General features: G+C 67.3%; 14 protein-coding genes. 8 read left to right on the top strand and 6 right to left on the bottom strand.

Annotation, left to right across the window (positions count from 1 at the left end):
• The first annotated feature begins 50 nt into the window (after nucleotides 1-50).
• The 7 genes from CYR75_RS13470 (at nucleotide 51) to CYR75_RS13440 (ending at nucleotide 7,527) form a co-directional block, all read left to right on the top strand.
• Entirely contained in the window at nucleotides 51-1,169 is a 1,119-nt protein-coding gene (locus tag CYR75_RS13470; protein WP_101500511.1) for a cupin domain-containing protein, read from the top strand.
• 29 nt (nucleotides 1,170-1,198) lie between these two features.
• On the top strand, nucleotides 1,199-2,128 hold the full coding sequence (locus tag CYR75_RS13465) for a fumarylacetoacetate hydrolase family protein (protein WP_101501056.1): 930 nt from the start codon (nucleotides 1,199-1,201) through the stop codon (nucleotides 2,126-2,128).
• A 4-nt stretch (nucleotides 2,129-2,132) separates the two neighbouring features.
• Entirely contained in the window at nucleotides 2,133-3,950 is a 1,818-nt protein-coding gene (locus CYR75_RS13460; protein WP_101500510.1) for a nitrilase-related carbon-nitrogen hydrolase, read from the top strand.
• Nucleotides 3,951-3,973: 23 nt separating this feature from the next.
• Entirely contained in the window at nucleotides 3,974-4,633 is a 660-nt protein-coding gene (locus CYR75_RS13455; protein ID WP_101500509.1) for a flavin reductase family protein, read from the top strand.
• Between the two features lie 58 nt (nucleotides 4,634-4,691).
• Nucleotides 4,692-5,648, top strand: coding sequence for a TRAP transporter substrate-binding protein (locus tag CYR75_RS13450; RefSeq protein WP_158644661.1), 957 nt, complete (start codon nucleotides 4,692-4,694; stop codon nucleotides 5,646-5,648).
• A gap of 68 nt (nucleotides 5,649-5,716) precedes the next feature.
• A complete protein-coding gene (locus CYR75_RS13445; RefSeq protein WP_101500507.1) occupies nucleotides 5,717-6,265 on the top strand; it encodes a TRAP transporter small permease in 549 nt (182 codons plus the stop codon).
• Nucleotides 6,262-7,527, top strand: a complete 1,266-nt coding sequence (locus CYR75_RS13440; protein ID WP_101500506.1) for a TRAP transporter large permease — start codon at nucleotides 6,262-6,264, stop codon at nucleotides 7,525-7,527. The genes CYR75_RS13445 and CYR75_RS13440 overlap by 4 nt, the downstream gene beginning before the upstream one ends.
• Before the next feature lie 104 nt (nucleotides 7,528-7,631).
• Here CYR75_RS13440 and CYR75_RS13435 read toward each other — a convergent pair whose 3' ends face one another.
• The 6 genes from CYR75_RS13435 to CYR75_RS13410 form a co-directional block, all read right to left on the bottom strand.
• On the bottom strand, nucleotides 7,632-8,606 hold the full coding sequence (locus CYR75_RS13435) for an FAD:protein FMN transferase (protein WP_101500505.1): 975 nt from the start codon (nucleotides 8,604-8,606) through the stop codon (nucleotides 7,632-7,634).
• Nucleotides 8,587-10,794 (bottom strand): PepSY domain-containing protein, encoded by a 2,208-nt coding sequence (locus tag CYR75_RS13430; protein WP_101500504.1) that lies wholly within the window; start codon nucleotides 10,792-10,794, stop codon nucleotides 8,587-8,589. Before CYR75_RS13430 ends, CYR75_RS13435 begins: the two co-directional genes overlap by 20 nt.
• 12 nt (nucleotides 10,795-10,806) lie before the next feature.
• Entirely contained in the window at nucleotides 10,807-11,277 is a 471-nt protein-coding gene (locus tag CYR75_RS13425; protein ID WP_101500503.1) for a DUF2271 domain-containing protein, read from the bottom strand.
• 79 nt (nucleotides 11,278-11,356) lie between these two features.
• Nucleotides 11,357-11,662, bottom strand: coding sequence for a PepSY domain-containing protein (locus tag CYR75_RS13420; RefSeq protein WP_101500502.1), 306 nt, complete (start codon nucleotides 11,660-11,662; stop codon nucleotides 11,357-11,359).
• Between the two features lie 178 nt (nucleotides 11,663-11,840).
• Complete coding sequence (locus tag CYR75_RS13415) at nucleotides 11,841-12,098, bottom strand: hypothetical protein (protein WP_101500501.1); 258 nt, start codon at nucleotides 12,096-12,098, stop codon at nucleotides 11,841-11,843.
• A gap of 78 nt (nucleotides 12,099-12,176) precedes the next feature.
• Nucleotides 12,177-12,983 carry a zinc-binding metallopeptidase family protein gene (locus tag CYR75_RS13410; RefSeq protein WP_225972737.1) on the bottom strand — a complete coding sequence of 269 codons (807 nt, stop codon included), beginning with the start codon at nucleotides 12,981-12,983 and terminating at the stop codon, nucleotides 12,177-12,179.
• A gap of 479 nt (nucleotides 12,984-13,462) precedes the next feature.
• Here CYR75_RS13410 and CYR75_RS13405 point away from each other — a divergent pair, with 479 nt between their 5' ends.
• Entirely contained in the window at nucleotides 13,463-14,074 is a 612-nt protein-coding gene (locus CYR75_RS13405) for a helix-turn-helix transcriptional regulator (protein ID WP_101500500.1), read from the top strand.
• The last annotated feature ends 47 nt before the right edge of the window (nucleotides 14,075-14,121 follow it).

Raw genomic sequence — 14,121 nt, 5'->3', positions numbered from 1 at the left:
CGGCCCTGACGTAACACTGGGCTGGACAGACGATCGAGGGGAGCGATTGGATGACCAGACAGCGAGAGAATTACCGCGAGGATGTCGCAGGCCGCGCCAATGTCGAGGATACGCCCGAACTGCTGGCCTATTACGACGAGCTCGAGCGTTTCGACGCCGGCGCCTTGTGGACCGTGGCCAACAAGATCGAACCGTGGGAGCCGCAATCGACCTCGAAGCCGGTGATCTGGCGCTATGCCGACCTGCGCGCGCATGTGCTGCGATCGGTCGATCTGGTGACGCCGGAAAAGGCCGGGCGGCGTGTCATCTATCTGAACAATCCGGGCCGGCAGGACGTGTCGGCGGCGGTGGGCTGGCTGTATTCCGGACTGCAGGTGATGCACCCGGGCGAGGTCGCCTCGGCCCATCGCCATTCCGCGACCGCCGTGCGCTTCATCATCGAGGGGCGCGGCGCCTATACGGTCGTCGATGGGCACAAGATGACGCTTGGCGCCAATGACTTCGTGCTGACCCCGAACGGCACATGGCACGAACATGGCGTGGCCGAGGACGGCTCGCCCTGCATCTGGCAGGACGGGCTGGACATTCCGCTGATGAACGCGCTCGAGGCGAATTTCTACGAGGTGCATCCCGATCTGAATCAGGCGGTGGCCCATCCGGTCGATGACATGACCAAGACCTGGGGCAATGCCGGCCTGTTGCCCTCGGGCGGGGACTGGGACAAGGCCTATTCGCCCATGTACAAGTATGAATGGGCGCCGACCTATGACGCGCTGCAGAAATACGCGGCGGTCACCGATGGCTCTCCCTTTGACGGAGTGATGATGGAATATGTCAATCCGCACAGCGGCGGGCCGGTAACGCAGACCATGGGGGCGTCGATGCAGATGCTGCGGCCGGGCGAGCGGACCAAGGCGCACCGTCATACCGGCAGCTATCTGTACCACGTCACCAAGGGCGCCGGTCATTCGATCATCAACGGCACCCGCTTTGACTGGAAGGAACACGACATCTTCTGCGTGCCGTCCTGGGCCTGGCACGAACATGCCAATGCCTCGGATCGCGAGGATGCCTGCCTGTTCTGCCTGAACGATTTGCCGGTCATGCGGTCGCTGGGGATCTATCGCGAGCAGGCCTTCGGCGAGAATGGCGGCCACCAGCCGGTCTGAGGCGACGACAACATCAAGGGAGAGTGGAAGTGAAACTTGCGACCTATCGCGCCTCGGTCGAGGCATCGGCACGTCTGGGCATCATCGCGGGCGACCAGATCATCGATTGCGAGGCGCTTGGGGCGGCCCTGGGCGAGGATTTCCCCGCCACCATGCTGGACCTGATCGACCTTGGTCCGGCCGGTCTGGCGGTGGTCCAGCAGGCGCTGGACGAGGTCGATGGCGACTGGCCCATCGGCATCGCGGTGCCGCTGTCGAATGTCCGCCTGCTGGCGCCGATCCCGCGGCCGCGCAAGAACATCTTCGGCATCGGCCTGAACTATGTCGAGCATGTCGCGGAATCCGCCAAGACCCTCGATACCTCGCGCGAATTGCCGGACAAGCCGGTGGTGTTCACCAAGCCGCCAACGGCGGTGATCGGGCCGGGCGACGCCATCCAGCACAATGCCGCCATGACCCAGCAGCTCGATTGGGAGGTCGAGCTTGCGGTCATCATCGGCAGCACGGCGTGCCGCGTCGCGGCGGACAACGCCATGGCACATGTGTTCGGCTATTCGGTGATGGTCGATGTCAGCGCGCGGGACAACCGGCGGGCGGGGCAGTGGATCTTTTCCAAGGGGCAGGACACCTATGCCCCCTTTGGCCCGGTCATCGTCACCGCGGACGAGATCGACGATCCGCATGACCTGACCCTGTGGCTGAACGTCAACGGCGTGGAAAAGCAGCGCTCCAACACAAGGCACCTGCTGTTCGACATCCCGACGCTGATTGCCGATATCTCGACCGGGATGACGCTGGAACCCGGCGACATCATCGCCACCGGCACGCCCGAGGGCGTCGGCGCGGGCCGCGATCCGCAGGAATGGATGTGGCCCGGCGACGTCATCGAATGCGGCGTCGACGGCATCGGCACCCTGCGCAACCCGGTCGTGGCCATCGGCCCGGTGGGACAGCGTTGATAGGATGAGCCCCGCCGCCCTTTATCACGGCATGGACGCCGCCACGCTGGACCGCGAATACAACGCCCGCGACAGCGTGGCGTCGTTCGATGACGAGCAGGCGCTGTATGTCCGGCACAGTCAGATCGTCAGCGCCGAGGTGCCGCACCACGCCGGGCTGGTCTATGACGAGGTCTCGGGCGAGGCGCTGGATCTGTATGGCGCCGCACCCGGCCGGCCGCTTTTCGTCTGGATCCATGGCGGCTATTGGCGCGGCGGGTCGCGCGTGGACAACGCCTTTGCCGCCTTAGGTCTGGTCAGATCCGGCGTCGCGGTGGCCGTGATCGATTACACGCTGGCACCGGCGGCGGATCTTGACGAGATCGTGCGTCAGGTCCGGGCGGTGATCCAATGGCTCTACCGGCATGGCGCGGATTACGGGCTGGATGTCTCGCGCATTCATGTTGGCGGATCATCCGCCGGCGGGCATCTGGTCGGGACCTTGCTGATGCCGGACTGGCAGCACCCCCTCGGCCTGCCGCAGGATATTATCGGCGTCGCGCTGGCGTTGAGCGGGCTGCACGATCTGACGCCGCTACGTCACACGCAGGTCAATGACTGGATGCGCTTTACCGATGCCCAGATCGCCGATCTGTCGCCCATGGCGCAGATCCCCGATCGCAGCACGGCGCATGTGATCGCCTCGGTCGGCGGGCGCGAGACGTCCGAGTTCCGGCGCCAGACCGAGGATTTCGTCTCCGCGTGGCGCAAGGCGGGCCATCGCGCCACCCCGATCGCCATGCCCGAGCACAATCATTTCAACATCGCTCTCAGCCTCACGGACCCGGACTCGCCCCTCGTCACGGCGGTCCGCGCGGCCATCTTCAAGGAGACCCGAATGGCGCCCTTTACCGCGGCGGTCGCGCAGATCGCCTCTGTCCCCGACGATCCCAAGGCCACCGCCGACAAGATCGTCCGCACCATTCACGACGCCGCCGAAAAAGGCGCGCGGCTGATCGTCTTCCCCGAGGCCGTGCTGGGCGGCTATCCCAAGGGCGCCAGCTTCGGCGCCCCCATCGGCCTGCGCAAACCCGAAGGCCGGGCGGCCTTTGCCGCCTATCATCAGGCCGCCGTAGATCTGGACGGCCCCGAAATCGCCAGCATCGCCGCCGCCACGGCCGAGACCGGCGTCTTCGCCGTCATCGGCTGCATCGAACGCGATGGCGGCACGCTGTATTGCACGGCGCTTTATTTCGACGGCGCGAACGGGCTGGTCAACACCCACCGCAAGCTGATGCCGACGGCGGGCGAGAGGTTGATCTGGGGCTTCGGCGATGGCTCGACGCTGGAAGCGGTCGACAGCCCGCTGGGGCGCATCGGCGCCGTGATCTGCTGGGAGAACTACATGCCCGCCCTGCGGATGCACATGTATGCCCAAGGCGTCACGCTGTATTGCGCGCCGACCGCCGACGACCGCGACACCTGGGTGCCCACCATGCAGCATGTGGCGTTAGAGGGGCGGTGCTTCGTGCTGACCTCGTGCCAGTACATCACCCGCGGCGCCTATCCCGACACGCATGAATCGGCCTTGGGCGACGACCCCGACACGGTAATGATGCGCGGCGGCTCGGCCATCATCGACCCGACCGGCAAGGTCATCGCCGGCCCCGATTTCGAAGGCGAGACGGTCCTCTATGCCGAGATCGACCCCGACCTCGTGACGCGCGGCAAATACGATTTCGACGTCACCGGCCATTACGCCCGGCCCGACATCTTCGAGCTGCGGGTCGACGACCGGCGCAAGCCCGCCGTCCGCCGCGCATCCGACACCGACCGGCCCTAAGCCAGCAAAGGCAGAGGCGATCCATGCATTTTGACCTCGATCAGATCGATCCAAAAATCGGCTACAAGCTGATGACCTCGACCGTCACGCCGCGCCCCATCGCTTGGGTGACCACGCTGGCGCCGCAAGGGACGGTGAACGCCGCGCCCTACAGCTTTTTCAACGTCATGGGCCACACCCCGCCGACGCTGGTGCTGGGACTGCTGGCTGATCCGGACAAGGGATTCAAGGACACCGCCGCCAACATCCTAGACGGCGGCGAGTTCGTGGTGAACCTGGTGTCAGAGCCGCTGGCCGCGCAGATGAACATCACCACCATGGACGCCCCGCGCGGGTTCAGCGAGCTTGACGCCGCCGGCCTGACGCCGCTGGCGTCGCGCCACGTCGCGCCGCCCCAGATCGCCGAGGCGCCGGTGTCCTTCGAATGTCAGACCTTCTCGACGCTGGTGACCGGCCCGCATCAGGCCATCGCCATCGGCCGCATCCTGTCGATCCGCATCGACGACGCCTTCGTGCTGGACGCGGAACGCGGCTATGTCGACACCCCCGCCATGCAGCTGATCGCGCGGATGCATGGCAGCGGCTGGTATGCGCGCAGCACCGCCCTATTCCAGATGACGCGCCCCACCTTTGCCGACTGGCAGTCCGGCGCGATGCCGGGCGCCGATGCCAAGAATGAATGACTTCAACAGGAGGACTCCACCGATGCTATCCCTTCGGAACTTGCCCCGTCTGCTCGCCGTGGTCGCAGCCGGCGCCTCGCTGTCCCTCGCCGCATCCGCTGCATCCGCCCAGTCGGTCGAATATCGGCTGGGCACAGGCACACCGCCCTCGCACGTCTGGACCAAGGCCGCTGAACGTCTGGCAGAACAGGTCGGCGAGAAATCGGGTGGAGAGATCAAGATCTCGGTCTTTCCGGCAGCCCAGCTAGGCCCCGAAAGCGATCTGCTGCAGCAGATGCAGGTCGGCGTCCTCGACATGAGCATTGTCAGCGCCGCAGCGGCAAGCGCGCGCGGACCGGCCTTCCTCGCCTGGTTCTCGCCCTTTGCCTTTGCCGATGTCGAAGAGGCCATCGCCGCTTCGAAAGGCGAAACCGCGCAGGAGATCCTCGAGACGTTGAAGCCGCAGGGGATACGCGGGCTCGGCTATGTGTTCGCCGGCATGCGGCATATCCTGACCACCAACAAGGCGGCGACAACGCTTGACGATCTGGCGCAAAAGAAAATCCGCATCACCCCCTTCCCCGGCATGCAGGTCTGGTGGGCCGCTGCGGGTGCCGTGCCGACACCGGTGCAACTGGCGGACGTCTATCAGTCGCTCGATTCCGGCCTGCTGGACGGCGTCGACATCGATCTGGATGCCCTGGTCGGCCAGTCGCTGCAGCAGGTGGCCAAGCATCTGACGGTGAGTAATCACATGGCCTTCCCCGGCGTTGTGATGATCAACGAGAACTCTTGGGGAAAGATGTCGGCGGAACAGCAGGAAATCTTCGATACGGTTCTGGACGAGACGCTGTCCTGGGCATCGGACCTGCAGATCGAGACCGAACAGAGACTTCTGTCGCAGCTCGAAGGCGAGATCGAGGTCGTCCGTCTGGAGGATGCAAAAAGCGTCTTCAGCACCGCGAACAAGGCCTTTGACGACGCCTTTGAAAAAATCCCCGAAGTCGCGAAGTTCCAGAGCGAGATCGCCCAGTAATACCTCGCGACCGGGCGACGACAACGCCGCCGCCCGGTCGCCGCCAAGCATCAAGGGAGAGCCGCGACATGAGGCAGATCCGCCAGCTATCCACGGCGCTGACCGCGTCCAGTCACGCGCTCGCGCGGCTTGAACTCTGGCTTTGCCAGATCCTGATCGTGGCCTTCTCGACCCTGCTGCTGGTCAATGTCACGATGCGCTATACGGTGTCGGCGCCGATCTATTTCGCCGAAGAGCTAGCCGTCTACATTCTGATCTGGATGGCGTTTCTGGCAATCGCCGCGACCATCGCGAGACAAGAGATGATCGCCCTGACCTTTGTGGCCGATCTGGCGTCGCGACGGTTGCGCCGGGGGCTGCATATCCTCGTCGATCTGATCGTGCTCGGCATGGTGGTGGCGCTGGCATGGGTCAGTTGGCGCTGGCTGCAGTCACCTGCCATGCAGTTCGAGCAGGCCTTGACGCTGGGAATGGTCAAGCGGCCCTTCTATGCCATCGTGCCCATCTTCTTTAGCCTCGCGACCCTGCATACCGCGGCCAATCTGCTGCGTCACCTGACGCCGCCGACGCCTGAAGACCGCCCACCCGTCCACGCCACGCTGGAGCGCGCACCATGACCGGCGTGATGTTCGCGGGTCTGCTCGCCATCGGCATGCCGGTGGCCTTCGTGCTGCTCGCCGCGGCATTCGTCTTCATGTTCGCGACCGGCAATTTCGCCGTTCTGGACGCGATTCCGCAGATCCTCTTCAGCGGGCTCGAGGTCTTCGACCTGCTCGCGATCCCGCTTTTCATCCTGCTGGGCGAGTTGATGAACAGCGGGGGCATCACCACCCGCCTTATCGCTGCCGCCAAGCTGATCCTGGGCCGCCTGCCGCATGCACTGGCCTACGTCTGCCTGACGGCCAACCTGATGCTGGCCTCGATCATGGGCTCGGCGACCGCGCAGATCGCGGTGATGACCCGGGTGATGGTCCCCGAGATGGAGCAGGACGGCTATAGCCGCGGCTTTGCCACCGCCCTGACCGCTGCCGCCGGGATGCTGGGCCCGGTCATCCCCCCCTCGATGATCTTCATCATCTATGGGGTCATCGCTCAGGTCTCGGTGGCGGACATGTTCATCGCGGGGATCCTGCCCGGTATCCTGCTGTTTGCGCTGCTGGTCCTGCTGGTCACGCTGCGCGCGCCCCGGCAGACGGTTCACAGCGAAAACGCTGCCCCGGCGCAGCCTGCCGACCCCTGGCGAGTTCTCGGCGCAGCGGCGGCCGGGCTGCTGATCCCTGTGGTGATCGTGCTGGGGATTTCATTCGGGGTCGTGACGCCGACCGAATCCGCGGCTTTGGCGACGGCAATCGCGGTCATTCTGGGGGTGGCGGTCTACCGGGCGCTGCATTGGCGTGACGTGTCGGGGATACTGACGCGAACGGCCCTGAACTCGGCACTGGTCCTGTTCCTGATCGCGACCGCCAAGGTGTTCGGCTGGCTGCTGACCTATGCCCATGTGCCGCAAGAGCTGGCGACCTTCCTGCAAGGGATGACGTCGAACGCGACTGTCTTCCTGCTGCTGGTGTTCCTGCTAGGGATCGGGATCGGCGCGTTCCTGGATGGCATTGCGGCGCTGATCATCATGGTCCCGATCCTGCTGCCGATGGCCACCGCAATCTATGGGATCGACCCGATCCATTTCGGCGTCGTGATCTGCATGACGCTGACCATCGGTCTGCTGACGCCGCCAGTGGGAACCGGTCTCTATATCGCCGTCGCGGTGGTGGATCTGCCGTTCCTGACGCTGGTCCGCGAGATCCTGCCATTTGTGCTGGTGACGATGCTGGTCGTGGTCCTGATCGCCCTATGGCCGGCCCTGACACTTTGGCTGCTGTGAGGGTGAGGAGCCTGAAGGAAGTGCTCCCCCGTCAGTTGTAGCAAGGGGTCTTCCTGCGGCCGCTCTACGGCGCCACAACGGGAAGCACCTGCTACTCCCACGCGTCACCCCGCCTGCAGGTCCGTGGCGGGATGCCGCATAAACAATCGCCCCACGCCGCACGACTGAAGCCCCCGCGCCCCGCCCCGCCGCAGGAACAGCGCGCAGAGGCCGAGGCGACGTGCCAGCTCCTCGCCCTTCTCCACCCCCAGCACCATCAGCGCCGTGGCCCAGGCGTCGGCCTCGGCGCAGGTGCGGGCGACGACCGTCACCGAGGCGGGCGGGTCGGGCAGTGGCGCGCCGCGGGTCGGGTCCATCGTGTGGGACAGGCGGCGGCCCTGCAGCTCGACCCAGTGGCGATAGTCGCCGGACGTCGCCACCGCCGCGTCCTGCAGCGCCAAGACGGCATGCGGCGCGCGGCGGTCGGGGTCGGGCGCCTCGACGGCGATGGTCCATGGCGCGCCATCGGGCCGCAGGCCCATCGCCCGCATCTCGCCGTCGATGCAGACGAGGCCGGAGGACACGCCGAACGCCGCCAGCGTCTCGGCCAAGCGGTCGACGCCGTGGCCCTTGGCAACGCCGTTCAGGTCCAGCGCGATGGGCGCCGCCTTGCGCCCACGGTCCCCCTGAAGCTCCAGCACCTCATGCGCCGGGCGGCGGCGGACCTGCATCGCGGCGCGGATGCCAGCGGGGGTCGCCGCCTCGGGGCCGAAGCCCCAGGCCCGCACCGCATCGCCCATCCCGATATCGAACGCCCCGCCCGAGGCGCGCCCGATCTTCAGCCCCAGACGCAGCACCGCCATCAGCTGCGCGGGCACCGCCACCCACGCGCCCACCGGCGCGGCGTTCAGGCGCATCAGGTCGCTGGCGGGCCGCCATGTCGACATCTGCGCATCCACCTGATCCACCGCCGCCTGCAGCGCCTGTTGAAGCGGGGCGGCGTCGAAATTCGCCTGAGTAAAGAACAGCGCCGACCAGTGGCTGCCCATGGTCGGGCCGTTCAGCGCGTGGCGCAGCGGTTCAGTAGACATCTTCGACATAGCGCCCCCCGGCCTTGAGCGCCGCCGGCGACAGCCCGGCCGGCGCAAGGATCTCGGCCAGCGCGTCGGCCACGCCCGTGGCCATGTCGCGCCCGCCGCAGACCATGACGCGGGCGCCGCCCCGGATCAGGCGGACGATCTCGGCCGCCTCGCCGCGCAGCGCGTCCTGCACATGATGCGGCCGCTCGGCCCGCGAGACGGCTGTGACCAGCCGGGTCAGGCGACCGGCCTCCCGCCAGCCGAGTAGTTCCTCGTCATAGAAGAAATCGCTTTGCGGGTCGCGCAGGCCGAAGAACAGGTGGATCGGCCGCCGACGCGCATTGCCGCGCACGAAGCCGGCGAGCGGACCGATGCCGGTGCCCGCGCCGATCAGGATCAGCGGCGTCCGGCCTCGGCCGGGGCGGAACGCGGGGTTGCGGCGCAGAAACGCGGTCACGCGGTCGCCCGGCGCCAGCGCCGTCAGCTGCGACGAGGCGAGGCCGCCGGGATGCCTGCGCACCACGATCTCGATGAACCCGTCGCGGCGACCGGAGGCGAGCGAGTAGAGCCGTGGCACCGCGCTGCCTTCGGGCAGGATGCCGATCAGATCCCCGGCGCTGAAGCGGGCGAAGCCGCCCCGGCTCAACCGCTGCCAGACAGAGACGCGCGGCAGGGCAAAGCGCAGGATCGCCGCGGGAGCCTGCACCTCGGCACCGTAATCCCGGCGCGAGATCAGCGTCAGCGTCGCCGTTTTCGGCAGAACCGGCTGATGCGCCAGCGCCAGATCCAGCCCCAGCACCTGCCCCAGCGCCCGGCCCCAGCGGGCGAAATCCTGCGGCGATTGGCGGTCGATGCTGTCGAAAGGCATAAGCTCGGGCCAGCCCTTGGCGCTCGCCTCTTGCGCGACAGCCTTGGCGAAGGCGCAATAGGCCGGAAAGCTGCGATCCCCGAAGCCCAGAACCGCCAGCGGGATGGCGCGCGTGCCGTCGGTGTCACGCAGGCGGTCGAGGAACCCCTTGGCCGAGGCCGGAGCCGCGCCGTCGCCATAGGTGGCGGCGAGCAGGATGATCCGTTGCGCCTGTGCATAGCGACCCGGCGCAAAGCCGGACATCGGGCCGATATGGACGCGCTGCCCGCCGGCGGTCAGCGCCGCGTGCAGGGTCGCGGCAAAGCCCCAGGTGCTGCCGCCTTCGCTGCCGACCAGCAGGATCGTCTCGGCCCGGCCGGCGGGCTGGTTGCCCCGGATGCGCGGCCGCCCGCGACGCCCGGCATGCCAGATCAGCACCCCCGTCGCGCCCATGACGGGCACGCCAAGCGCCATCAGCCCGAGCACCAGCCCCAGCAGCGCCGCCCCCTGCCCGGTGTGGAGCATGTAGAGCGTCTCGGACACCCGCGACCACCCTGTCAGATCGGCCCATCCGCGCAGCTCGCCGCTGCCCTGATCGAGATACCCGGTGCCACGGTCGGTCTTCAGCGTGAAGACATCTGTGGGATCGCCGGGCGCGGGAAAGCTCAACTCGCGCAGCGTGGCCAGCGGCGTCTGTTGCAGGACCGGCATCCGATCGGGCGCGACTCCGGTCGCACCGCTGACCTCGGTCGGAAAGGCAGGCGGGCTGCCGCCATCCGGCAGCAGATCAAAGGTCGAGGCGCTCATCCACAGACCCGAGGCCGAGGACAGCAGCAGCCCGATCACGGCGAGGCGGGCGATCTCGACATGCACCCGCCCGGCCAGCGGCCCGCGCAGCCGCCCGAACCAGCGCCGCCAGCCGCCGACCCGCCGCGCGACCAGCACCGCGCCCGACAGCGACAGGGCCAGCATCGACGCCGCCCCCGCCGCCATGGCGATGCGCCCGCCATCGCCCAGAAAGAGCGAGCGGTGCAGACGGGTCAGCCAGCGCTGCGCCCGGTTCGGATCGGCCGAGGCCACACCCTGCCCAGTGGCCGGGTCGATAACCGCGGCGCCCGGCGTGTTGCCGTCGAACCAATAGGCGGTGATCCGGCCCGAGGGCTGGCGGCGGATCTGCTCGACCCCCGGATAGGCGGCCTGGATACGGGCGGCGAGGGTGGCGACGCTCAGCCCGGCCTCGGCCTGCGGCGAGGCCAGCCGCTCGGCCGCCGGAAAGACCGACAACGCCGCGCCGCTTAGCGCGAGGATGGTGACAAGCGCGAGGGCCAGCAGCCCCGGACAGCGATGGAATGCGCGGATCATGCTGGCCTCGCCTCACATCTCATAGGCGAAGCTGGCGATATAGCGGCGGCCGCGCGTCGGCGTGCCCGCGCCCGCGCTCGTCAGCGGCACCGCCACCTCGTTCGGGCTGTCGCGCATCTCTTCGACGGCCGCGTCGATGTGCAGCGTATAACCCGCGTCGAACAGCGCGTCGGCGAGGTCCAGCGTGATTTCCAGCGTCCGGCCCGCGCCGACACTGGCCCCGGTGATGCCGTTGATCTGCGCGGCGTCGCCGCCCGTGGCGCGATACCAGTCGCTCAGATGCTCGTAATATTTCGACTTGCCGCCGGCCATCCACAGGCTGCCGACATAGGCGCCCGCGGGGTCGGTGACGTACAGCGCAAGATAAGCCCCGTCGCCGCCATAATCGCTCAGCGTCGTGGTCAGCGTCACGGGCCGCGCCATGGCGAGGCCGGGCAGCGTCAGCGCGGTGGACAGGGCAAGCATGGCGGCAAGGGATTTCATGGGCGGGTTCCTTCTGCGGGTGGATGGCGTGGCCCCGGCGCCGGGCGGCCACTGAGCGCCGAGGCCGGGGCGCGGCGCGTCACTGGGCGGGCGCGGCAGCCGCCGGAGCGGGGGCGAGCGCCTTCATCTTGGCCTTGACCACATCCAGCGTGGCGGGGTCGATCTTGGCCTTGATCGTGTTGCCGCCGGTATCGGTGACCAGAAGCTCGTAACAGCCGTCATCGATCTCCATCGAGGTGATGGTCCAGTCATAGTCGCGGGCAAGCTCGGCCACGGCCTCCCAGGACTGCATCTGCTCGGCCGAAACGCGGCAGTCGTCATCGGCAAGAGCAGCGCCCGCAGGCAGGGCCGCCAGCAGGGCAAGGGTCGCGAGGGTGCGTTTCATGGTTCATCTCCGTGGTTGCGGTTGTCGGATGAGATGAACCTGCGCCCGGCAACTGACACGCGGCTGAAGCGGCGGGCGAAAGGCTGTCAGCTTGGCGTCAGTGAGGGGAATGGTTTTGGCTTGAGGGGCGTGGTGTGTCGGCTGGCTTAGCGTGACGACTGAATTGCAGTTTCACGCGTCACTGCCACCCGCTTCGGCACAGGTCCGCGACCGGCACCGTCATCCGGCGCGCGGTCGGCAACCACGCGTCGAGCCCCGCCCGCAGGCTCTCGACATCGCCCGCCACGGCGTCGGACACAGGCAACGCGTTTGGTGACACGGCGCCAGTCGTTGTCGACTTCGCTCGCCGGGATTTCCCATGGATACGTCGCTCGATCAGGTCGAACGACGACAGCAGCATCGCCGTCGCGCCGCAACCCAGCAGGTCACGGCGCATGATCGCCTCGGGAGGATAGAAACCCCCGTTCAGTGGTCACTTTGTCCCGTCTTCACTCGTTGAGACAAAAGGCGGCAGTTACGGCGCGGCCTCCTTGGCCAGCAGGTTGAGCATGGCCACGGTCGCGATTTTCGTCCCGACCGGGATCGCCGCCAGATCGACGATGAAGTTCGGGTTATGCGCGGAATAGGGCATCTGCTTGCCTTCCTTCAGCGCCGCCGCGAACACGTCCGGATCGGCCACGCCGACGATCAGGAAGTTGAACGGAACATCGGTATAATCGCCCAGCAGCAGATGCACATCCTCCGAGCCGGTGGCCGGCGGAAACTCGGTCACGACGTTCTTCTCACCCAGCAGGTCGCGCAGCGGAACCGCGAGGTGATTGGCCTGCGCGACGGGGGATTCGGTGCCGTCCGCGCGCTTGGCGCGGACCTTGCTTGCATAGGGCAGGCCCGTGGCCTCTTCCACGGCATTGGCGTCCATGTCGGCGCGATACATGACCGTGGGGCCGGGGCCGTTCGTCAGCGTGGCGACGACGCCAGTCTTGCCGATCCCGGTCTGGACGTCAAAGCCAAGCGCCTCGAGTTCCTGGGCCAGCACGCCTGCGGTGCGCGTTTCCATGAAGCCCAGCTCGGGATGTTCGTGCAGATCCTTGAAGATCTCGACCTGTCGGGCGTTGTCGGCCTCGACCTTGGCGACAACCTGCTGCATGAGTTCGGGCGAGAGCTGGTGCTCGTCCTTGGCCGCGGCGGACTGCGCGCTCTCTTGCTGATCGATGCCCTGCATCGCCGAGGTGACGAGGTTCTGGTCCTGTGCCCGGGCCGGCGCCGATATCAGCAGGGCCGTCAGTGCCATCGGGGCGATCGCGAGTACCTTGTGACGCATGAAGCTGTCCTTTGCCGTTCTGAAGCTGATGATCATGTGGCGAAGCCGCAGGCCCGCCGTCCTTGGGCAGTCCCGGCCTGCGCGCTTTGGCTCGATCGCAGCGCTGCGGGCCGGTGTCGTCTTTCGGTACCGTCGCCGGACCATCTTGCTGCGGCTTGCGCCGATTCGCGCGCGTTCAGCGAGACAGCATCCAGCACTGCGTCTCGCAGTCGACTTACAGTCTCCGGGAAAGCGGCATCGCTTGTCCAGTGCGCTTTGAACGGGCGACGCAGAAAGGCCAGCTGCGGCTGCAACCGATCCGCACAGGGGACGCCGGGTCGGGTCAAGGCCGCCATTCGCGCCCGTAGCGCAGGCCGCCGGGCCCATACCGGCGGCTTTTCCGCAACCGCGCTGGAATTGCAGCTGCGCTGGCTCCCCCGGCGGGGCGGGTCAGCGCAAATCTGTCTTGACTTGGGGCGCGGTTCTGGCTCCACGAAGGCATGACTGCGCAACAACAGATCAAGGCTGCCCTTCCCGGCCTCCACCGGATGGCGCCCGGTGGATATTATATCGGCTTTCGGATCAATTCCGGGAAGGCGCTGATCAGGTTCAACACCTATAGCGAGGCATGGCAGGAGTACTACGCCGACCACTCTCTGGTCCTGCGCGATCCGACCGTGGCCTGGGCGCTGTCGACGACCGGGTGCTGCCGGTGGAGCGCGCTTCCCATTCCGGACTCGTTCGGTGTGCTGCATCAGGCAGGGCTGCATGGGTTGCGCTTTGGACTTGTGGTCTCGGTGGGTGAGCTGTCGTCCCGGACGGTCGCGGGCTTCGCGCGTGAGGACCGCGAGTTCTCGGACGCAGAGATCCCGGCGATCGAGGCGACGATCCAGCGGCTGCATCACCTGCTGGACCCGCCAGCGACGCTGAGCCGGGCGCATGCCGAGGCACTGCGCTGCATTGCGGGCGGCAAGCGATATGCCGAGGCGGCGGACGCTCTGGGCATTTCGGAAAGCGCCTTCAAGGCGCGGCTGACCGCCGCCCGCCTGCGCCTGAACGCCCGGACAACCGCCGAGGCGCTGCGCCGGGCGCATGATCTGCGGCTGCTGTAGGCGGGGGCGGCGGCGGTGATTTATCAGGTCCGGCACACCGGGATGGA

Source organism: Paracoccus jeotgali (assembly GCF_002865605.1).
GTDB lineage: Bacteria > Pseudomonadota > Alphaproteobacteria > Rhodobacterales > Rhodobacteraceae > Paracoccus > Paracoccus jeotgali.
The sequence above is the reverse complement of the archived record's forward strand: the minus strand, read 5'-3'. Positions and strand labels throughout refer to the sequence as shown.